The sequence below is a fragment of the Micromonospora sp. AMSO12t genome (genome assembly GCF_008806585.1).
Lineage (GTDB): Bacteria > Actinomycetota > Actinomycetes > Mycobacteriales > Micromonosporaceae > Micromonospora > Micromonospora reichwaldensis.
In genome coordinates this window covers 1-20,833 of record NZ_WAAS01000103.1, presented here as the reverse complement: position 1 = coordinate 20,833, position 20,833 = coordinate 1, and the positions used below count along the sequence as shown (strand labels likewise).

Below are 20,833 nucleotides of genomic sequence, written 5' to 3'. Positions count from 1 at the left end.
CCGCCGGCACCGTCCGCGGCCGGTCGCGACCGCACGACGCTGTGGGGCGTGCTCGGCATCATCCTCGGCCTGCTCTGCTGCGGCATCCTGGGGATCGTCTTCGGTTACCTGTCGATCCGGGACGCCAAGCGCTTCGGCCAGTCGCCCGTGCTCGGCTACCTGGCGATCGCGTTCGGCGTGCTCAACATCATCGGCAGCGGCGTCCTCTGGGCCGGCGGCAACTACCCGCTCTACAACGACTGAGGCCGCCCGCGCCAAAACGACCGGGGCCGCCGCGACACGACGGCGGAGGGCCGACCGCGAACGGTCGGCCCTCCGGTCGTACGTCGCTCGGGCTCAGCCCGCGGACATGATCTCCCGCATGAGCTTGGCGGTCTCGGTCGGGGTCTTGCCGACCTTGACGCCGACCGCCTCCAGCGCGTCCTTCTTGGCCTCGGCGGTGCCCGCCGAGCCGGAGATGATCGCACCGGCGTGGCCCATGGTCTTGCCGGGCGGCGCGGTGAAGCCGGCGATGTAGCCGACCACCGGCTTGGTCACGTTCGCCTTGATGAACTCGGCGGCCCGCTCCTCGGCGTCGCCACCGATCTCACCGATCATGACGATCGCGTCGGTCTCCGGGTCGGCCTCGAACGCGGCGAGCGCGTCGATGTGGGTGGTGCCGATGATCGGGTCACCGCCGATGCCGACGCAGGTCGAGAAGCCGATGTCACGCAGCTCGTACATCATCTGGTAGGTCAGCGTGCCGCTCTTGCTGACCAGGCCGATGCGGCCGGTGCCGGTGATGTCGGCCGGGATGATGCCGGCGTTGGAGGCGCCCGGCGAGGCGATGCCCGGGCAGTTCGGACCGATGATCCGGGTCCGCTCCCCCTTGGCGACGTTGTACGCCCAGAACGCGGCGGTGTCGTGCACCGGCACGCCCTCGGTGATCACCACGGCCAGGTCGATCCCGGCGTCGATCGCCTCGACGACCGCGCCCTTGGTGAACTGCGGCGGTACGAAGATCACGGTCACGTCCGCACCGGTCTGCGCCATCGCGTCCGCGACGCTGGCGAAGACCGGCAGCTCGGTGCCGTCGAAGTCGACCGTCTGGCCCGCCTTGCGCGGGTTGACGCCGCCGACGACGTTGGTGCCCGCGGCGAGCATCCGCCGGGTGTGCTTGGAACCCTCGGAACCGGTCATCCCCTGGACGATGACCTTCGAGTCCTTGGTCAGCCAGATAGCCATTGTCAGACCCCCGCAGCCGCCAGCTCGGCGGCCCGCTCGGCCGCGCCATCCATCGTGTCGACCCGCTGGACCAGCGGGTTGTTCGCGCCGTCGAGGATCGCCCGGCCAGCCTCGGCGTTGTTGCCGTCGAGGCGGACGACCAGCGGCTTGGTGACCTGCTCGCCGCGCTGCTCGAGCAGGGCCAGCGCCTGCACGATGCCGTTGGCGACCTCGTCGCAGGCGGTGATGCCGCCGAAGACGTTGACGAAGACGCTCTTCACCGACGGGTCGGACAGGACGATCTCCAGTCCGTTCGCCATCACGGCGGCGCTCGCGCCACCGCCGATGTCGAGGAAGTTGGCCGGCTTGACGCCGCCGTGCCGCTCACCGGCGTACGCGACCACGTCGAGGGTCGACATGACCAGGCCGGCGCCGTTGCCGATGATCCCGACCTCGCCGTCGAGCTTGACGTAGTTGAGGTCCTTCTCCTTGGCGGCCTGCTCCAGCGGGTCCACCGCGGCCTGGTCGACCAGCGCCTCGTGGTCCGGGTGCCGGAACCCGGCGTTCTCGTCGAGGGTGACCTTGGCGTCGAGCAGCAGCAGCTTGCCCTCGCGGGTCTTGGCCAGCGGGTTCACCTCGACCAGCGTGGCGTCCTCGGCGACGAAGGCCTTCCACAGCCCCACGGCGGCCTCGACGACCTGGTCGGCGACCTCGGCCGGGAAGTTGGCGGCGGTGACGATCTCGCGCGCCTTCGCCTCGTCGACGCCGGTGTTGGCGTCGATCGGGGCCTTGACGACCTTCTCCGGGGTCTCGGCGGCGACCTGCTCGATGTCCATGCCGCCGGCGACGCTGGCGATGCAGAGGAAGGTGCGGTTCGCCCGGTCGAGCAGGTAGGAGAAGTAGTACTCCTCGGCCACGTCCGCGGTCACCGTGATCATGACCTTGTGGACGGTGTGGCCCTTGATGTCCATGCCCAGGATGTCGGTGGCGCGGGCCACCGTCTCCTCGGCGCCCTCGGCCAGCTTCACGCCGCCGGCCTTGCCTCGGCCACCGACCTTCACCTGTGCCTTGACGACCACCCGACCGCCTAGGCGTTCGGCGATCGCGCGGGCCTCCTCCGGGGTCGTGGCGACGCCGCCGGCGAGCACGGGCAAGCCGTGCCGTTCGAACAGGTCCCGCCCCTGGTACTCGTACAGGTCCACGTTTGCGCGTCCCGTCCCGTCTCCGCGGCGCGCCGTCGCGCCGCCACCAGCGTTATGGAAAACAGTTTGACGCCTGTCATCACTCGAAACAGGCCATTGGGCGCAGCCTAGCGAGGTGGACACCGCCGGCAACCGAGCGGGTGCACGTTGTGTGGTAATGCACAATCGGCGGCGTCGCGCGGCCTTTCCGCGACTTCGGCCCGATGTCAGCCGTCCGGGCGATGTTGCCGGGGGCGCGTAACCCGTCCGTGGGGGCGTCGTTGAGTCAGGTGTCGGAGCGCTGATGCAGCGCGACGACGGGAGCGGCCGATGCCCTGTCGGTCGAGGGGTGGCGGCGGGGCATCGTGCATAGAGGGGCCGGACGTGTGAGGGGTGCGTCCGGCCCCTCCCCCTGCCCGGATTCGGCCGCCGAGCGGCCCCGAGCCCGCGACCGCCGTCAGGCGACCGGCTGGGCGACGTTCTGCCGGACCCACTCGACGATCGACTGGGTCGTCGCACCCGGCGTGAAGATCTTGGCGACCCCGAGCCGCTGGAGCTCCGGGATGTCGGCGTCGGGAATGATGCCGCCGCCGAACACGACGATGTCGCGGGCGTCGCGCTCACCGAGCAGCTCCACCACCCGCCGGAACAGCGTCATGTGCGCCCCGGACAGCACGGAGAGCCCGACCGCGTCGGCGTCCTCCTGGATCGCGGTCTCCACGATCTGCTCCGGGGTCTGGTGCAGGCCGGTGTAGATGACCTCCATACCGGCATCCCGCAGGGCACGCGCGACGACCTTTGCGCCACGGTCGTGGCCGTCCAGGCCCGGCTTGGCGACGACGACCCGTACACGAGAGCTCATCAGCGCATCCCTTTCACCGGCTCCGCGGCTTCACTGAACGAACGGTAACCCGCCCGACCCTGCCCGGGAAATCCGGGCGGTGAACCTCACCCCCGCGAACCCGGCCGGACTCCCGTCGGCGCCGGTACGGCGGACCGCGCCAGCCCCCGGCGTCAAGCCGGACGACTCCGCCGTTCGGTCACCCTGCGCGACGAACGGGCAGTTAGGGGGGCACCGTTCGAGGGGTACGACCCATGACAATCACGGACGGAAAGAGACATAACGCGGTAGCAATTCGGCGCTTCGGCTTGTGACGGGACTGGTGGTTGGCTAACGTGTCCACGGTTGTCATCAGGTCCACGGACGGGTGACGACGCGGCCAGCCGGCGTTCACCCGAGCTTCACGGGCGTCGAGGAAGCCGCTTCGGATCCCCGACAACGGAGGGTGTGCGTGCGCCAGCGCCTGTCGTCTGAGCCCGATCGATATCGCGGTCGCCGCCGCGTACCCACCCCCCCGCGTAGCCGCTACGCAGCGGTGGTCACCACCGCGTTCGTCGGCGCCGGCATCGTCGCGATCGGCGCCGGCGCCCTGCCGGACGCCAAGAGCGTCAGCCCGTCGGTCCTCGACGAGCTCAAGGCCGCCTCGGCCGTCAACCAGGACGCCGCGGCCCGTGGCGACAACGCCGACCGCGCCAGCCGCGACAGCGACCGCGCCGGAGGCGCCGAGTTCGCCGAGCCCGAGGTCTGGCTGCTCCCCCTCCAGGGCTACGAGTTCAACTCGCCCTACGGCATGCGCTGGGGCAAGCTGCACACCGGCGTCGACCTGGTCGCCCCCGAGGGCACCCCCTACGTCGCCATCCACGAGGGCACCGTCACCAAGGCCGGCTGGTTCGGCGGCTACGGCCACACCGTGATCGTCCGGCACGCCGACGGCAGCGAGGCGATCTACGGGCACTCCTCGGCGCTGAGCGTCAAGGAGGGTCAGCAGGTGAAGGCGGGCGACCAGCTCGGCCTCGTGGGCAACACCGGCCACTCCTACGGCTCCCACCTGCACCTGGAGGTGCATGTCAAGGGCGAGCCGCTCGACCCGGTGCCGTGGCTCAAGGAGCGCGGAGTGGACATCAAGCTACAAGTCGAGGTGTACTACAGCGAGGTAGCCGCGTCCTGACGCTGCGTATCGCCCGTCGACCGCCCGGATCTGCCGATCCGGGCGGTTTTTCGTGTGCCACCGGAGTCGAAAGTGAGCCGGGTCACGCCGCCGACTGTGACCGGCGCCATCGCCACACATGATCACTTTTACGGTCGAACAACCCCGAACGGGGATGCAACGGGCGGATGCGGCCGTCACCGGTCCGCCCGGGCCCCGTCCCACTACCCGTCACGCCGCGTGTCGACACCAGTATTTCGAGGTCAAGTGCCCCCTCGATCAGTGAAGGTCCGCCGTGCAGGAAGACATTCGGAACGAGAACACCCCCGACGCCCCCGTCCGGCCCCGGAGGCGGATCGGCGGCCGCACCCGCGTGATCATCGCCGCAGCGGCCCTGACCGGCCTCGGCCTCGGCGGCGCCGCCTTCGCAGCCACCGGGAACGACGAGCCCGCCGTCCCGGCCGCCGCCGTGGACACGCAGGCCCGCACGGAGGCCGCCGACCGCGCCGACCGCTCCGCCCGCGAGACGACCGCCCCGGCCACCCCCTCGGCGAGCCCGACGCCCAGCCCGACGAAGGCCAGCCCGTCGGCGAAGCCCAGCCCGAAGGCGACCACCGCCAAGCCGAAGCCGAAGCCGAAGAAGACCAGCAAGCCGAAGCCCAGTTGGGTCATCCCGATGAAGGGCGCGGCCATCACCTCCTGCTACGGCCCGCGCTGGGGCACCCAGCACGCCGGCATCGACTTCGCGCTGCCCGCCGGCACCCCGGTCCGCGCGGCCTTCGGCGGCACCGTCACCAAGGCCGGCGACGTCGGCGACGGGTACGGCACCTCCGTCTTCGTCGACCACGGCAACGGCTACCTGACCCACTACGCCCACCTGAGCACCACCAAGGTGGGCGTGGGCGACAAGGTCGCCGCCGGGCAGACCATCGGCCTGGAGGGGTCCACCGGCGACTCCACCGGCCCGCACCTGCACTTCGAGGTGCACCAGGGTCAGATGTGGAACCAGATCGACCCCGCGCCGTTCCTGCGCGCCCGGGGCATCGACGTGGCCTGCTGACCCGCAGCGACCGGCGCGGCCCGGTCCGGCGTGCTGCCGGGCCGGGCCGCGCCGCCGCTCAGAGCTTGTCGATCGGGGCGTGCCGGAGCACCAGCCACATCGTCTGGTCGCCGAAGTCGATCTGCGCCCGCGCTCCCGGGCCGTGCCCCTCGACGGCGAGCACCCGGCCCAGGCCGTAGCGCTGGTGGTTGACCCGGTCGCCCGCGGACACCTTCGGCCCCTGCGGCAGCTCGCTCGCCGTGGTCAGGCGGCTCGCGTCGACCCCCAGCCGCTTCGCCAACTGCGCCGCCTTGGGCGTGCCGCCGTTGAAGCCCCCACGCCCGCCGGACACCCGGTCCGCGCGGCCACCCACGCCGCCGCCCCCGCCGGCCCACGAGGTGTACGACCCCTCGGTGCGCTCCCAGCGGACCAGCTCCGGCGGCAGCTCCTCCAGGAACCGCGACGGCGGGTTGTAGGCCGGCTGCCCCCACGCCGAGCGGGTGACCGCCCGGGAGAGGTGGAGGCGCTGGCGGGCCCGGGTGATGCCGACGTACGCCAGCCGACGTTCCTCCTCCAGCTCCCGGGTGTCGCCCAGCGAGCGCAGGTGCGGGAAGACGCCGTCCTCCAGGCCGGTCAGGAAGACCACCGGGAACTCCAGGCCCTTCGCGGTGTGCAGCGTCATCAGGGTGACCACGCCCTGGTGGTCGGGGTCGTCCGTGGGCACCTGGTCGGCGTCGGCGACCAGCGCGACCTGCTCCAGGAAGCCGGCCAGGGTGGCCCGCTCGCCCTCCTCGCCGACCGCCTCGATCCGCTCGGTGTACTCCCGGGCGACGCTGACGAGCTCCTGGAGGTTGTCGACCCGCCCCGCGTCCTGCGGGTCGAGGCTCTCCTCCAGCTCGGTGAGGTAGCCCGAGCGGGTCAGCAGCGCCTCCAGCACCTCCTCCGGGGTGCCCGTCTCGGCAATCTCGCGGGCGCCGTCGAGCAGGGCCACGAAGTCGGCGATGCCGTTGGCCGCCCGGCTGGAGATGCCCGGGGCGTCCTTCGCCCGCCGCAGCGCCGCCCCGAAGGAGATCCGGTCCCGGCTGGACAGCGCCTCCACGCACGCCTCGGCCCGGTCGCCGATGCCCCGGCGCGGGGTGTTGAGGATCCGGCGCAGGCTGACCGTGTCGTCGTCGTTGACCACCGCGCGCAGGTAGGCCAGCGCGTCGCGGACCTCCTTGCGCTCGTAGAAGCGCACCCCGCCGACCACCTTGTAGGGCAGGCCGACCCGGATGAACACCTCCTCGAAGACCCGGGACTGGGCGTTGGTGCGGTAGAAGACGGCCACGTCGCCGGGGCGGGTCTCGTCGGCGTCGACCAGCCGGTCGATCTCGCGGGCCACCCAGTCGGCCTCGGCGTGCTCGGTGTCGGCCACGTAGCCGACGATCGGCTCACCGGCGCCCGCCTCGCTCCACAGCCGCTTCGGCTTGCGCGACGTGTTCCGGTCGATCACCGCGTTGGCGGCGTTGAGGATGGTCTGGGTGGAGCGGTAGTTCTGCTCCAGCAGGATCGTCCGGGCGTCGCTGAAGTCGCGCTCGAACTCCAGGATGTTGCGGATCGTGGCGCCCCGGAACGCGTAGATCGACTGGTCGGCGTCACCGACCACGCAGAGCTCCGCCGGCTCGATCCCCTCCGTGCCGGAGACCAGCTCCTTGATCAGCGTGTACTGGGCGTGGTTGGTGTCCTGGTATTCGTCGACCAGCACGTGCCGGAACCGCCGGCGGTAGCTCTCCGCGACGTGCGGGTGGGACTGGAGCAGGTGCACCGTCGTCATGATCAGGTCGTCGAAGTCCAGCGCGTGCGCCTCGCGCAGCCGTCGCTGGTAGAGCGTGTAGGCCTCCGCCAGCGCCCGCTCGTTGGGGCCCTTGGCGCGGCCCGCGAACGCCTCGGGGTCGACCAGCTCGTTCTTCAGGTTGGAGACCTGGGCGGCCAGCCCGCGCGCCGGGTAGCGCTTCGGGTCGAGGTCCAGCTCCCTGGCGACCATCTGCATCAGCCGGCGGGAGTCGTCCGCGTCGTAGATCGAGAAGGTCGACTTCAGCCCGGCGTGCTCGTGCTCGGCGCGCAGGATGCGCACGCACGCCGAGTGGAACGTCGACACCCACATCAGGCGGGCCCGGGGACCTACCAGGTGGGCCACCCGCTCCTTCATCTCGCCGGCGGCCTTGTTGGTGAAGGTGATCGCGATGATCTCGCCGGGGTGCACGTCCCGGGCGGCCAGCAGGTAGGCGATCCGGTGGGTGAGCACCCGGGTCTTGCCCGAGCCGGCACCGGCCACGATCAGCAGCGGCGAGCCGGCGTGGGTGACGGCGTCGCGCTGCGGCCCGTTCAGGCCCTCGACCAGGGCCTGCGGATCAAGATGGACGGCCGCCGGCCTGGGCCGGTGCGGCGAGGCCGGGGCGGAGGCCGGCGCGGGCGGGGACGCGGGGATGTCGAAGAGAGGATGCATCGCACGGCGAGTCTATGCCGCCGGGCGGACACTTCCCCCGCCGCGCGTGCCCCGGCTCGCCCGAGCCGTTCCCCGGGCCGGTCCATCCGCCCGGTCCGGGCCGCCGCCGGCCGCCCGCCGCAGCGCGTGGTGGAGGGAATCGTGCCCCGACTCGTCCGGTCGAGACGAAGATGTCACCCTGTCGTGTCTGGTGCCGCCGTCCCCCGTACAGAACGATGACGGTGAAAATCCGGCTCCTCCCCCGTACACGACTGGGAGAACGACCATGACTCAGCCGCGTTCGCGCGGTCGGGCGGCGCTGCGCCACCTCGCCGCGCCCACCCTCGCGCTGGCCGTCGTCGCCACGCTGTCCACCGCTTCCCGGCCCGCGCCGGCCCCCGCCGACGACCAGCAGGCCGGCCTCACCCCCGTCTCGGTCTCCTACGCCGCGCCCAGCGGCGGGGAGGTCAAGGGCAACTTCCTGAGCTACAACGACTTCCACGGCGCCATCGACCCGCCCGGCGGCAGCGGCGCGGCGGTCAACGGCACGCCCGCCGGCGGCGTGGAGTACCTCGCCACCTGGCTGAAGAAGCTGCGCGCCGAGGCCAGGGCCGAGGGGCGCGCCACGACCACCGTCGGGGCCGGCGACCTGATCGGCGCCACCCCGCTCGTCAGCGCCGCCTTCCACGACGAGCCGACCATCGAGCTGATGGACGAGATCGGCCTGGACGTCAGCTCCGTCGGCAACCACGAGTTCGACGAGGGCGTCGACGAGCTGATCCGGATCAACAAGGGCGGCTGCCACCCCGTCGACGGCTGCCAGGACGGGGACGGCTTCGCCGGCGCGAAGTTCACCTACCTGGCCGCCAACACCGTCAGCAGGAAGACCGGCCTGCCGATCCTGCCCCCGGTCGACGTGCGCTTCGTCGGCGGCGTCCCGGTCGGCTTCGTCGGCGTGACCCTGGAGGGCACCCCGGGCATCGTCAACCCGGCCGGCATCGCCTCCGTGCGGTTCACCGACGAGGTGCAGACCGCCAACAAGTGGGCCGGCGTGCTCAAGCTCTTCGGCGTCAAGGCGATGGTGCTGCTCGTGCACGAGGGCGGCGCCCAGTCGCCGCCGCCGGCCACGCCCGGCGTCTCGGACTGCGCCAACTTCTCCGGCCCGATCGTGGACATCGTCCGTGGCCTGCGGCCGGAGTTCGGGCTGGTCGTCTCCGGCCACACCCACCGCTTCTACTCCTGCTCCCTGCCGAACTCCTCGGGCGCGCGCAGCGTGGTCACCAGCGCCGGCAACAACGGCCAGCTGATCACGAACGTGGACTACGCGCTGGACCGGCGCACCGGCCGGTTCACCGGGATCACCGCCCGCAACGTCGTCGTCGAGAACGGCGTACGCAACCCGGACGGCACCTGGCGGGAGAGCGCGCCGGGCACGTACGTGCGCAACCCCGACCTGGTGGACCCGGGCGCGAAGGCACTGGCCGACAAGTACCGGGCGGCCGTCGCACCCATCGCCAACCGGGTGGTGGGCCGGATCTCGGCCGACATCGTCCGCGACGTCCGGCCGAACGGGGAGAGCCCGCTCGGTGACGTGATCGCCGACGCGCAGCTCGCGTACACCCGCTCCAGCGGGGCACAGATCGCGCTGATGAACCCGGGCGGCGTCCGGGCGTCCCTGTCGTACGCGGCCTCCCCCGGCGACGAGGACCCTGGCGAGATCACCTACGGCGAGGCGTTCACCGTCCAGCCGTTCAACAACCTGGTGGTCACCCAGACCCTCACCGGCGCGCAGCTGCGCAACGTGCTGGAGCAGCAGTTCGTGGGCTTCAACGGGCAGACCACCCAGCGCATCCTCCAGGTCTCCGCCGGGCTGACCTACTCCTACGACAGCACCGCCCCGGTGGGCTCGCGGGTGAGCGCCCTGGCGTTCGACGGCGCGCCGGTCGACCCGGCCGCGAGCTACCGGGTCACCACGAACGACTTCCTGGCCAACGGCGGGGACGGCTTCACCGAGCTGCGGGCCGGCACGGACCGGGCCACCGCCCCCGGCTTCGACGTCGACGCGCTGATCGCCTACCTGGGCGCCGGCGCTCCGGTCGCCCCCGGACCCGCCGACCGGATCACCCGCCTCGGCTGAGGCGCGGGCGGTCCCGGCGTCACGACGGCGCCGGGCCCGCCCGGCCGGGCACGGGTCGCGCCGAATCCTTGCGCCGGCCGGCCCGAGGTCGGCATACTCGACGACATGTTCGGGCAGCGCTTCTACTTTTACTACGGCACCGGGAGTCCGGCAGCCGTAGGTCGCGCCTGATCGATCAGACCTACGAGAAAGCCCCGGGCTCCTGGAGCCCGGGGCTTTCTTCCGTCCCGGGATCCGGGCACCGGGCACCTGACGGCGAGGGGTACCCGATGATGACAGACGTGGTGGAGTCCAGCGGCAGCGTGACGCGACCCGAGGCGGGCCGGCCCGACCCCGGCGCCTCCGGGCCTCCGGCCGACGTGCCGGGCGGTGACGACGACGCGAAGCCTGCGGCGGGAACCGGCACCCCGGAGCCGGCCGCGGCCGCCCGGATCGTCGAGATCCGCGAGCGGATCGACGAGATCGACCGGGCGCTGATCGAGCTGTGGCAGGAACGGGCCCGGCTCTCCCAGGAGGTCGGCGTGACCCGGATGGCCTCCGGCGGCACCCGGCTGGTGCTGTCCCGGGAACGGGCGATCCTGGAGCGCTTCCGGGCCGCCCTGGGCGCCGACGGCACGCAACTCGCGCTGCTGCTGCTCCGCGCCGGCCGCGGCCCCCTGTGAGGCGTACACCGGCAACGGACCCCCGCGCGGTCCACGCCCGGCCCCGGCCCCCTGCACGGGCGGGGGCCGGGCCGGGGCGGAAACGACGGAACCGCCTGCCGTCGTCGCGATGACGTCGGCAGGCGGTTCCGTGGGGGTCACGCCTCGTGCGTCTGCACGATCTCGCGCTTCTCCGCGAAGTGGCAGGCGCTCGGGTGGTCCGAGCCCGAGCGGATCTCCAGCAGCGGGACCTGCTCGGCGCAGACGTCCTGCGCCTTCCAGCACCGGGTCCGGAACCGGCAGCCCGACGGCGGGCTGACCGGCGACGGCACGTCACCGGTCAGGCGGATGATCGCCTTGTTGTCCCGCACGGTCGGGTCCGGCACCGGCACGGCCGAGAGCAGCGCCTGGGTGTACGGGTGGGTCGGCCGCTCGTAGATCTCGTCCTCGGAGCCGATCTCGGCGATCTTGCCGAGGTACATCACCGCGACCCGGTCCGACAGGTGCCGGACCACCGACAGGTCGTGCGCGATGAAGATGTACGACAGGCCGAGCTCGCCCTGGAGCTTCTCCAGCAGGTTCATCACCTGGGCCTGGATCGACACGTCCAGGGCGCTGACCGGCTCGTCGCAGACGATGATCTCGGGCCGCAGGGCGAGCGCCCGGGCGATGCCGATGCGCTGCCGCTGACCGCCGGAGAACTGGTGCGGGTACCGGTGGATGTGCTCCGGGTTGAGGCCCACCAGGTCGAGCAGTTCCCTGACCTTCTCCCGGCGGCTGCCCTTCGGCGCCACCTCCGGGTGGATCTCGAACGGCTCGCCGATCAGGTCGCCGACCGTCATCCGCGGGTTCAGCGAGGTGTACGGGTCCTGCATCACCAGCTGGATCTGCCGACGCAGCCGGCGCAGCGCCGGGCCGGAGAACTTCGAGATGTCCTGGCCCTTGTAGTGGACGCTGCCACCCGTCGGCTTCTCCAGGTTCATCAGGACCCGGGCCAGCGTCGACTTGCCGCAGCCCGACTCGCCGACCACACCCAGGGTCTCGCCGGCCTTGAGCTCGAAGGAGACCCCGTCGACCGCCTTGACGTGACCGATGGTCTTCTTGAACACCACGCCCCGGGTCACGGGATAGTGCTTGACCAGGTCACGGACCTCGAGGATGTTCTCAGTCACGGTTCACCAGCTCCTCGGCGAAGTGGCAGGCGCTGGCCCGGCCGGCGCCGACCTGCAGCAGCGGCGGGACCTTCTCCCGGCAGACCGGCTGCGCCATGGGGCAGCGCGGGTTGAACGGGCAGCCCGGCGGGATGTTCATGAGGTTCGGCGGGAGACCCTTGATCGTCCGGAGCTCCTGCCCCTTCTCGTCGAGCCGCGGGATCGAGTTGATCAGGCCGATCGTGTACGGGTGCGCCGGCTTGGCGTACAGGTCGTAGACGTTGGCTTCCTCGACGATCCGGCCCGCGTACATCACCGCGATCCGGTCCGCGACGTCGGCGACCACGCCGAGGTCGTGGGTGATCAGGATCATGCCCATCTGCCGCTCGCGCTGGAGTTCGGCGAGCAGGTCCATGATCTGCGCCTGCACCGTCACGTCGAGCGCGGTGGTCGGCTCGTCCGCGATCAGCACCTCCGGGTCCAGGGCGAGCGACATCGCGATCATCGCGCGCTGCCGCATACCGCCCGAGAACTGGTGCGGGTAGCTGCTGAACCGGCCCTTGGCGTTCGGGATCTTGACCTGGTCGAGCATCTCGATCGCGCGCTTCTTGGCGTCGGAGCGGCTCATCCCGCGCCGTACCCGGAACTGCTCGGCGATCTGGAACCCGACGGTGAAGACCGGGTTCAGCGCGGAGAGCGCGTCCTGGAAGATCATCGCGATGCCCTCGCCGCGGATGCGGCGCCGCTCCTCGAAGGACATGCCGAGCATGTCCTTGCCCTGGAAGCGGACCTGACCGCCGGTGACGAAACCGGGCGGCGTGTCGAGGATGCCCATGATGGTCTGCGCGGTGACGCTCTTACCGGAGCCGGACTCGCCGAGCACGGCGAGGGTCTCCCCCGCGTCGACGTGGTACGTGACCCCGTTGATGACCTTGGCGACGCCGTCCCGGGTGCGGAACTCCACCCGGAGGTCTTCCACCTCGAGCAACCTGCCCGAGGGGCGGCCGGACGCGCCGGCCGCGGACTGCTCGGACACCAGAATGTCGGACAACTGAATCTCCCCTAGCGGAGTTTCGGATCGAGGGCCTCGCGGACCGCCTCACCGAGCATCACGAAGCTCAGTACGGCGGCGACGAGGAACGCGGCGGGGAAGAAGAGCAGGTAGGGCGCGACGCGGAGGAGGTTCTGCGCCTCGTTGATCATGATGCCCCAGGAGACCACCGGGCTCTTCAGGCCGACGCCCAGGAAGGACAGCGTCGCCTCGGCGCCGATGTACGAGCCGACCAGGATCGTCCCGTAGACCAGCAGCGGCGCGAGGCAGTTCGGCAGCAGGTGCTTGAGGATGATCCGGCCGGTGCCGGCGCCCAGCGCGCGGGCGGCGACGATGTAGTCCGCTTCCTTGGTGGCCAGCACCGAGGAACGCATCAGCCGCATCACGACCGGCCAGCCCAGCACGATCAGCGAGATGCTCACCAGCGCCATGATCTCGGCCTTGCTGTTGCTCGTGCCCGACCCGTTGAAGGTCGTCAGGATGACGATGGCACCCAGCACGAACGGCAGCCCGAAGAAGACATCGGCGATGCGGGAGAGCAGTGCGTCCACCCAGCCGCCCCGGTAGCCCGCCACGATGCCCATCGCGCCGCCGAAGAGCAGCACGCCGAGCACGGAGAGCAGGGAGACCACGATCGACGCGCGGGCGCCGTAGATCACCCGGGCGAAGACGTCCCGGCCCTGGAAGTCGTAGCCGAACCAGGCGTCCGACGACGGGCCGACGAGGCTGTTCTGCAAGTTGCCGTTCTCCGGGTCGCCGGAGGTGAACAGCGAGGGGAAGGCGGTCATCAGCATGAAGAGGACGATGAACCCTGCGGAGATCCAGAACAGCGGCTTGCGGCGCAGGTCACGCCAGGCGTCGCCGAGCAGACCGCGCGGCTTCTCCTTGCGGGCGTTCTCCGGCAGGCCCGCGTTGGTCGGCGCGCCGATCTCGTCGGGAGCCTGCGCGGGCGGCGTGCTGACGATCGAGGCGGCACTCGGGTCACTCATGCCCGCACCCCACTCCGCTCGGCGCGGGCACTGGTGCCCGCGCACGCTGCAATGATGATTCGTTCGCTGCGCTCACTCATAGCGGATCCTCGGGTCCAGGGCGGCGTAGAGCAGGTCGACCAGCAGGTTCATCAGCAGGTAGACGAGCACCAGGACCACCACGATGGAGACAACGGTAGCGCTCTCCTTGGTGATGATCGCGCGGTAGACCTGTCGGCCGATCCCGTTGATCTGGAAGATGCCCTCGGTGACGATCGCGCCGCCCATCAGGGCGCCGAGGTCAGTCCCGAGCAGCGTCACCACCGGGATGAGCGAGTTGCGCAGCAGGTGGATCCCGACCACCCGGCGCATCGGCAGACCCTTGGCGATCGCCGTACGCACGTAGTCGGCCCGCCGGTTCTCCGCGATGCTCGTGCGGGCCAACCGGGCGATGTACGCCATCGAGGCGCTACCGAGCACGAAGCCGGGCACGATCAGCTCGGAGAGCCGCATCTCGCTGGAGACCGTCGGCTTGACGATGCCCCACTGCACGCCGAGCAGCCACTGGGCCACGAAGCCGATGACGAAGATCGGCAGCGCGATCAGGAAGAGGCTGGAGACCAGGACCAGGTTGTCCAGGAAGCCGTTGCGGCGCAGGCCCGTCAGCACGCCCGCGGTGAGTCCGATGACCGCCTCGATGGCCAGCGCCACCAGGGCCAGCTTCAGGGTGTTCGGGTAGGCCGTGGCGATGATGTCACCGATCTCCCGGCCACCGAACGTCTGCCCGAAGTCGCCCTGGAAGAGGTTCTTCATGTAGTTGCCGTACTGCACGATGAGCGGCTCGTCGAGCTTGAACTTCTCGGTCATCATGTTGACGAAGCTGTCGGGGCAGGGACGCTCGCCACACTTGCCCGCGAACGGGTCACCGGGCACCGACCACACGAGCCAATAGATCAGGAACGTCGTCCCGATGAAGACCGGGATGAGTTGGAGCAGCCGTCTCAACAGATAACGGCCCATGGGGTGGTCCTCCAGACAGGGGGCGCGCGTCGGACGGCCGACACGGGGATGACAGACGTGGCGAGGCGGTGTGGTGACACCACCTCACGGAACGGCCCGGGTCGGGCTCACCGGTAGGTGAGCCCGACCCGGGGTCAGACCGTTCGGATCAGAGCTCGACCGAGGTGAGGTCGAGTTCACCGACGTTGGAGAGCTCGATCTTCTTGATCTTCTCGGAGTGGCCGGACTGCTGACCACCGAAGTAGACCGGGATCGAGGGGACGTCCTGGTCGATGAGGGCGACCGCCTCGGCGTACTTGGCGTGCGACGCCTCCAGGCTCGGCGCGGAGGCGGCTTCCTTGGCCAGCGCGTCGACCTGCGGGTTGCTGTACTTGCCGTCGTTCGAGGAACCGCCGGTCACGTAGAGCGGGCCGACCCAGTTCTCCACGTCCGGGTAGTCCTGCTGCCAGCCGGCGCGGTACATGCCGGTCATCTTGCCGGCGTTGATGTTCTGGCGGAACACCGCGAAGGTCGGCACGCCCTCGGCGCGAGCGTTGATGCCGAGGTTCGTCTTGACCTGCTGCGCGACGGCCTCCATCCACTCCTTGTGGCTGGCGTCGGCGTTGTAGAACATGACCAGCTCACCGGTGAAGCCACCGGCCTCGGCGAGGAGCTTCTTGGCCTCGTCGACGTTGAACTGGCAGGCGGTGCAGTTGCCGGCCTTGGCACCCGGGGTCAGCGGGTTGGCCCAGCTGTCGGCCGGCTTGCGCGAACCGAAGAAGATCTTGTCGCTGATCTCCTGGCGGTTGATCGACATCGAGACCGCGCGACGCAGCTTCGGGTTCTGGAAGCGCTTGTCGTAGATCGGGAAGGCGATGATGCCGGTCGACGGGGTGGTGGAGGAGATCGCCCGCTCGCCCAGGTCGTTCTTCCACTTGTCGCCCGCGATGGCGGAGACCGGAACCTGCTGCTGGAAGTCCAGGTTGCCGGCGAGCAGGTCGTTGTAGGCCGCCGTGTCGTCCTGGTACAGCTTGATGTTGACGTCCTTGATCTTCATCTTGTCGTTCAAGGAGTAGTCATCGAAGCGCGTCAGCTTGATCTGGACGTCGTCTTCCCACGACACGAACTTGATCGGGCCGTTGCCGATCGGCTTCTTGCCGAACGCCTCGGCGCCCTGGGTGAAGAACGCGTCCGGCAGCGGCATGAAGGTGCTGTAGCCGAGCTTGGTCGGGAACACCGCGGTCGGCGCGGCCAGGGTGACCTCGAAGGTCCAGTCGTCGACGACCTTCAGGCCGGACATCTCCTTGGCGGCGGGCTCGGGGGCCTTCTTCGGGCCCTCGGCGCCGTCCGGGTCCTCGGTGTGGACCTGGTCGAAGCCCTGGATGTCGGCGAAGAAGCTGCCGTTCTGCGCGCCGTTGGGCGAGTAGGCGCCCCAGTTCCAGGCGTCCACGAAGTTCTTGGCCTTGACGACGGTGCCGTCGTGGAACTTCGTGTCCTTCTTGATCTTGATCGTGTAGACCTTGGAGTCCGACGTCTCGATCGACTCGGCGACCGCGTTGCGCGGCGCGCTGCCGTCGTTCGGGTACTCGACCAGACCGGTCCAGATCCAGTCGATGATCGCCCCACCACCGGTCTCGGTGGTGTTCGACGGGACCAGGCCGACCTCCGGCTGAGTGCCGTCGATGGTGATCGCGCCGTCGCTGCTGGCGCCGGCGTCGCCACCGTCGCTGTCGCTGCTCGAGCAGCCGGACGCGACGAGCGCGAACGCCGCGCCCAGCGCGACCGCGCTACTTGCCCGCTTCGAGACTCTCATTCCGAGGGGCCTCCTCTTTCTGAACCTGGATCCGTCGTGGGTTTCACGCACGTATGGGGGGTGACACGTCCGGCGCCCGCAGTGCGGGAGCCGGTTTCACCGCAGTGAATTCGGGACAAGATTGATGTACCGATCCGCCGGGCCACCTCGCCCGTCGCGCTCGGCACCGCGCACACGAGACCACCACGGAGCACCGTCAACAGGCGGGTCCATGGTCGTCAGGCCGTACGGAGTGCCTCACATGAGGGGTGAGGTGCTGCCACTGTGACACCCACCGGCCCGTTCCGTGAAGGTGCCGTTATCAAGCCGTTAGTTGGTCGCCACGTTGCCGATACCCGAAAAAAGATCATGATGTACGCGGGTCGTACCGCTCTGAGCAGGAAAGACACGGTTCGGAGGGGGTCCGCCCCCCGGCGCGGGGTCGGCGGCTGTGAGCTTCCCCGCGCCCCCTCCGGCGCTGTCCGAGGTCGGCCGGGCGTTGGCCGTTTTTGCCCATCCGGACGATGCCGGCTTCGGCTGTGCGGGCACCATCGCCACCTGGGTGGCGGAGGGTGTCGACGCCTCGTACCTGCTCGTCACCCGGGCGACTGCGGAGAGTGCGGAGCACCCGCGCGCCGAGGTGAGCCGACCGCAGGAGGAAGAGCGGCGGCGACGTCCGGCAGGTCGGTCTCCGCGACGGCGCTGGTATCCACGCCCGAGGCGTGCGCCGGCTGGCCCGGCGGCGAACGACTCCGGCCCCGGCACCGCGCGGGGCGGTACCGGGGCCGGGGCCGTTGAAGCGGGCGTCGATCAGGCGGTGAAGCGCAGCTTGCGACGACGGAACAGCAGCACGGCGACCGCGCCGGCGGCCAGCAGCGCCACGCCGGCGGCGATCGCGGCGGCGATCGGGGAGCCGGTCAGCGGCAGGTCACCGCCGCCGCTCGCGGGCGAGGTCGACGGGGCCGGGCTGTCGACCGGGGCGCTCGGCGACGGGGACTCCGCCGGGGCGCTGGGCGACGGGGACTCCGCCGGCGCGCTCGGCGACGGCGACTCGGCCGGGGCGGCGGCGAACGCGGCCTCGGCCTTGGCGCTCACGGTGGCGCCGGTGCTGCCACCGAGGATGAGCTTCTGCGCGGCGCGCTGGCCGGTGAAGAGGAACACCCGGCCGAAGGAGACCGAATCCTGTGCGGAAACGGTCACCTTCACCTCGCCGGCGCCGTCCGCGGCCAGCCAGAACTGGCCGCCGTTGGTGGTCTTGGTGACCGGCTTGCCCTCGGCGTCGACCGCCGAGCCGCCGTCGACCGCGACGGTGATCTCGCCCGCCGGGCCCTTGACGGTGAACGGGCCGGCCTTCTCGCCGACGGTGGCCTTGGCGCTGGCCGGGTCGACGCTCAGCTCGGCCTTCGGCTCGGGCTGGTCGGTGGCGTTGGCCACCAGGTAGTCGTGGACCTTCTTGACCACGTCGTACTGCTTCTTGCCGAGCAGCTTCGGGTTGTCGACCCAGTCACCCAGCTTGACGCCGTCGCTGAAGTTCCAGATGGCGGTCTGGGTGCCGAAGTAGAGCAGCTTGTCGGCGTCGGCCTTCGCCGGAGCGGTGGCGCCGGCGGCGGCCAGCAGCTTGGCGGCGTCGGCGTTCGGGTAGCCGTGGGTCAGCACCCACTGCACCTTGCCGAGGTTCTTCACCTGGGACTCGTCCCAGGTGCCCTCCTTGTACTTGCCGTCGATCGCCACGTTGGTGTGGTAGTCGATGCAGAAGGCGGGGACGAGCTTTCCGTCGATCTTGAGTGCCAGGGCACCGGTGCTCTTCGGCTGCCCGTTGAGCACGAGCGTGACGTTGCTGCCCTTGACCGACTTGGCGACGCCGGTCTTGTCGGCGGCGGCGGCCGGCGCCACCGCGCCGAGTGCCAGCGCGCCGCCGGCGACGGTCGCCAGGGCGATCCGCGCCCAGCGCCGTCCTCGTTGTCCGAACATCAGAATCGTGCACCTCTCCCCAGGGGTGACCCGCGCACGGCGGGTTGCGTGAAGCCGCCGTTCCCGCGGGATGTGCACCACCCGCACGCGAGAACGCGACGGGGCATTATGTGACGGGAGTTGATCGCTTGTCAGCCCCTGTGGGCCGCATTCGTCGGTTCCGTCCCATATGACGGGGAAAAGAATTGGATCACACGAGCCGACGGTCGGCCGCCCAGCGGGACAACTCGTACCTGTTGGACATCTGGAGCTTGCGAAGCACGTTGGACACGTGCGTCTCCACCGTCTTGATGGAGATGTAGAGCTCCTTGGCGATCTCCTTGTAGGCGTACCCCCGGGCGAGCAGCCGCAGCACCTCGCGCTCGCGGTTGGTGAGCTGGTCCAGCTCCGGGTCGGCCACCGGGGCGTCGGGACGGGCCGCGAACGCGTCCAGCACGAACCCCGCCAACCGGGGGCTGAACACGGCGTCGCCGTCGGCCACCCGGCGGACCGCGGCGGCCAGCTCCTCGGGAGAGATCGTCTTCGTGACGTAGCCCCGCGCGCCGGCCCGGATCAGCCCGATCACGTCCTCCGCCGCGTCCGAGACGCTCAGCGCCAGGAACCTGACCTGCGGGTGGGTACGCCGCATCGCCTCCAGCACCGCCCGGCCGCCGCCGTCGGGCATGTGCACGTCGAGCAGCACCACGTCGGGCAGCGTGGCGGCGATCCGGGTGACCGCCTCGGCGACGGTGCTCGCCTCGCCCACCACCTCGACGTGCGCGCCCAGCTCGGCGCGGACCCCCGCGCGGAACATGGCGTGGTCGTCGACGAGGAAGACCCGCAGCCGCTCGGCGCGGGCAGCCGCCCCCTCGACCGGTTCCATCGACTGCTCGGTCATCACTTGTCCCTCTCCGCCGTTGCCGGGTCGCGGGTGATCGGCAGGATCAACCGGACCTCGGTCCCTTCCCCCGGCTCGGAGCGGATCTCCGCCCGGCCGCCGTGCCGCTTCATCCGCCCGATGATCGAGCCCCGGACCCCGTGCCGGTGGTCCTCCACCGTATCCGGGTCGAAGCCCTTCCCCCGGTCCCGGACGAAGACGCTGACCTGATCCGGCTCGACCTCGGCGTAGAGCGAGACGGTCTGCACCCCGGCGTGCCGGGCGGCGTTCACCAGCGCCTCGCGGGCGGCCGCCACCAGCGCGCCGACCCGCTCGTCGGTCTCCCGGTCGCCGACCACCACCGCCTCCACCGTGATCGCGAACGTGTCCTCGACCTCGGCGGCGGCCTGCTCCAGGGCGGCGGCGAACCGCTCGGTGGGCGAGCCGGTGGGCTTGTAGAGCCAGTTGCGCAGCGAGCGTTCCTGCCCCCTGGCGAGCCGCTGGACGGTCTTCACGTCGCTCGCGTTGCGCTGGATCAGGGCCAGGGTGTGCAGCACCTGGTCGTGCACCATGGCGGCCAGCTCGGCCCGTTCCTGCTCCCGGATGCGCCCCTCGCGCTCCGACCGGAGCTGGTTGTACGTCCGCCACAGCACCGGCGCGGCCACCACGCCGACCCCGGCCAGCCCGACCAGGGCGAAGATCACGCCGTTGAGCACGGCGTCGAAGTTCTGCGCCGGGGAGTACACCGCGGCGACGCCGATGATGCCCACCGCGACCAGCACCCCGCCGCCGATGAACCGGAGCACGAAGGCCCGCCGGTCGCTCTCCTCCACCACCGCGCCCAGCCAGGGCACCGGCATGGAGTCGCCCCACTGCCGCCGCCGCTCCGGCGCCGACTGGTGCCAGATCACCCCGGCGCCGACCGCGATGATCGCGACCAGCCAGCCGGCGGTGCCCGCCGCCCCGACCGAGTCGAAGACCATCACCTGCACCAGCAGCACGCCGAGGCCGATCGCCACGAACGGCAGCAGCTGGGCGACGTCCCTGCGGGCCGGTACGGCGGTGTCGCCCGGGCGCAGCGGCACGACCGCCCAGAAGGCCGCGTAGAGCAGCAGGCCGAGCCCGCTCAGCCCCAGCAGCACCATGAAGGCGACCCGTACCCGCAGCACCGAGATGCCGAGGTGGTCGGCGATGCCGGCGGCCACCCCCGCGGCCATCCGGTGCTCGGGGGCGCGGTAGAGGCGGGGTGGCTGGGTCACGGCGCTGATCGGAGACTCCCTGGTCACGGCGGGCACGGAGCGGGCGACGGTCCGTTTCCGGTGTCGGATCGATCGTCACACGACGCACCGGGGCCCGACCACGGGGACGCCCCCGACATTCGGGCCCCGGTGC

17 protein-coding genes and 1 pseudogene are annotated in these 20,833 nt (G+C 70.8%); 6 read left to right on the top strand and 12 right to left on the bottom strand.

Annotated elements, in window-relative coordinates; translation table 11 throughout:
- On the top strand, positions 1 to 243 hold a 243-nt coding region (locus tag F6X68_RS16955), incomplete at its 5' end, for a DUF4190 domain-containing protein (RefSeq protein ID WP_151455202.1).
- A gap of 93 nt (positions 244 to 336) precedes the next feature.
- On the opposite strand, the gene sucD is transcribed toward F6X68_RS16955, so the two are convergent.
- The 3 genes from sucD to F6X68_RS16940 all read right to left on the bottom strand — a co-directional run bounded on the left by sucD (position 337) and on the right by F6X68_RS16940 (position 3,246).
- Positions 337 to 1,224 (bottom strand): succinate--CoA ligase subunit alpha, encoded by an 888-nt coding sequence (sucD, locus tag F6X68_RS16950; RefSeq protein ID WP_132230990.1) that lies wholly within the window; start codon positions 1,222 to 1,224, stop codon positions 337 to 339.
- 2 nt (positions 1,225 to 1,226) lie between these two features.
- Entirely contained in the window at positions 1,227 to 2,405 is a 1,179-nt protein-coding gene (gene sucC / locus F6X68_RS16945) for an ADP-forming succinate--CoA ligase subunit beta (protein ID WP_151455201.1), read from the bottom strand.
- 436 nt (positions 2,406 to 2,841) lie between these two features.
- Positions 2,842 to 3,246, bottom strand: coding sequence for a cobalamin B12-binding domain-containing protein (locus tag F6X68_RS16940; protein WP_132230988.1), 405 nt, complete (start codon positions 3,244 to 3,246; stop codon positions 2,842 to 2,844).
- 430 nt (positions 3,247 to 3,676) lie between these two features.
- Here F6X68_RS16940 and F6X68_RS16935 point away from each other — a divergent pair, with 430 nt between their 5' ends.
- The gene (locus F6X68_RS16935; RefSeq protein ID WP_151455200.1) at positions 3,677 to 4,393 is read left to right on the top strand and encodes a M23 family metallopeptidase; all 717 of its coding nucleotides are present in this window, start codon (positions 3,677 to 3,679) and stop codon (positions 4,391 to 4,393) included.
- 274 nt (positions 4,394 to 4,667) lie between these two features.
- A complete protein-coding gene (locus F6X68_RS16930; protein WP_151455199.1) occupies positions 4,668 to 5,432 on the top strand; it encodes a M23 family metallopeptidase in 765 nt (254 codons plus the stop codon).
- 58 nt (positions 5,433 to 5,490) lie between these two features.
- On the opposite strand, the gene pcrA is transcribed toward F6X68_RS16930, so the two are convergent.
- The gene (gene pcrA, locus F6X68_RS16925) at positions 5,491 to 7,896 is read right to left on the bottom strand and encodes a DNA helicase PcrA (RefSeq protein ID WP_151455198.1); all 2,406 of its coding nucleotides are present in this window, start codon (positions 7,894 to 7,896) and stop codon (positions 5,491 to 5,493) included.
- A gap of 265 nt (positions 7,897 to 8,161) precedes the next feature.
- On the opposite strand from pcrA, the gene F6X68_RS16920 reads away from it, so the two are divergent.
- Together F6X68_RS16920 and F6X68_RS16915 are read left to right on the top strand one after the other, a co-directional pair.
- On the top strand, positions 8,162 to 10,012 hold the full coding sequence (locus F6X68_RS16920; protein ID WP_151455197.1) for a bifunctional UDP-sugar hydrolase/5'-nucleotidase: 1,851 nt from the start codon (positions 8,162 to 8,164) through the stop codon (positions 10,010 to 10,012).
- Between the two features lie 269 nt (positions 10,013 to 10,281).
- Positions 10,282 to 10,674 carry a chorismate mutase gene (locus F6X68_RS16915; protein WP_151455196.1) on the top strand — a complete coding sequence of 131 codons (393 nt, stop codon included), beginning with the start codon at positions 10,282 to 10,284 and terminating at the stop codon, positions 10,672 to 10,674.
- Positions 10,675 to 10,811: 137 nt separating this feature from the next.
- Here F6X68_RS16915 and F6X68_RS16910 read toward each other — a convergent pair whose 3' ends face one another.
- The 5 genes from F6X68_RS16910 to F6X68_RS16890 all read right to left on the bottom strand — a co-directional run bounded on the left by F6X68_RS16910 (position 10,812) and on the right by F6X68_RS16890 (position 16,635).
- Positions 10,812 to 11,825 (bottom strand): ABC transporter ATP-binding protein, encoded by a 1,014-nt coding sequence (locus tag F6X68_RS16910; RefSeq protein WP_151455195.1) that lies wholly within the window; start codon positions 11,823 to 11,825, stop codon positions 10,812 to 10,814.
- Positions 11,818 to 12,840, bottom strand: a complete 1,023-nt coding sequence (locus F6X68_RS16905; protein WP_132231341.1) for an ABC transporter ATP-binding protein — start codon at positions 12,838 to 12,840, stop codon at positions 11,818 to 11,820. The genes F6X68_RS16910 and F6X68_RS16905 overlap by 8 nt, the downstream gene beginning before the upstream one ends.
- A gap of 26 nt (positions 12,841 to 12,866) precedes the next feature.
- Positions 12,867 to 13,844: an ABC transporter permease gene (locus tag F6X68_RS16900; protein ID WP_151455194.1), complete on the bottom strand. Its 978-nt coding sequence runs from the start codon at positions 13,842 to 13,844 to the stop codon at positions 12,867 to 12,869.
- 72 nt (positions 13,845 to 13,916) lie between these two features.
- Positions 13,917 to 14,843: an ABC transporter permease gene (locus F6X68_RS16895; protein ID WP_132230980.1), complete on the bottom strand. Its 927-nt coding sequence runs from the start codon at positions 14,841 to 14,843 to the stop codon at positions 13,917 to 13,919.
- A gap of 148 nt (positions 14,844 to 14,991) precedes the next feature.
- Positions 14,992 to 16,635 (bottom strand): ABC transporter substrate-binding protein, encoded by a 1,644-nt coding sequence (locus F6X68_RS16890; RefSeq protein ID WP_151455193.1) that lies wholly within the window; start codon positions 16,633 to 16,635, stop codon positions 14,992 to 14,994.
- A gap of 430 nt (positions 16,636 to 17,065) precedes the next feature.
- Between F6X68_RS16890 and F6X68_RS16885 the strand changes: the two are divergent.
- Positions 17,066 to 17,266 (top strand): annotated as a pseudogene (locus tag F6X68_RS16885) (PIG-L deacetylase family protein); the annotation flags it as partial.
- Between the two features lie 158 nt (positions 17,267 to 17,424).
- Here F6X68_RS16885 and F6X68_RS16880 read toward each other — a convergent pair.
- The 3 genes from F6X68_RS16880 to F6X68_RS16870 all read right to left on the bottom strand — a co-directional run bounded on the left by F6X68_RS16880 (position 17,425) and on the right by F6X68_RS16870 (position 20,727).
- Positions 17,425 to 18,585, bottom strand: coding sequence for a Cys-Gln thioester bond-forming surface protein (locus F6X68_RS16880; RefSeq protein ID WP_225852254.1), 1,161 nt, complete (start codon positions 18,583 to 18,585; stop codon positions 17,425 to 17,427).
- A gap of 190 nt (positions 18,586 to 18,775) precedes the next feature.
- Positions 18,776 to 19,462 (bottom strand): response regulator transcription factor, encoded by a 687-nt coding sequence (locus tag F6X68_RS16875; protein ID WP_132230977.1) that lies wholly within the window; start codon positions 19,460 to 19,462, stop codon positions 18,776 to 18,778.
- Positions 19,462 to 20,727, bottom strand: coding sequence for an ATP-binding protein (locus F6X68_RS16870; protein WP_151455192.1), 1,266 nt, complete (start codon positions 20,725 to 20,727; stop codon positions 19,462 to 19,464). Before F6X68_RS16870 ends, F6X68_RS16875 begins: the two co-directional genes overlap by 1 nt.
- Positions 20,728 to 20,833: the final 106 nt, after the last annotated feature.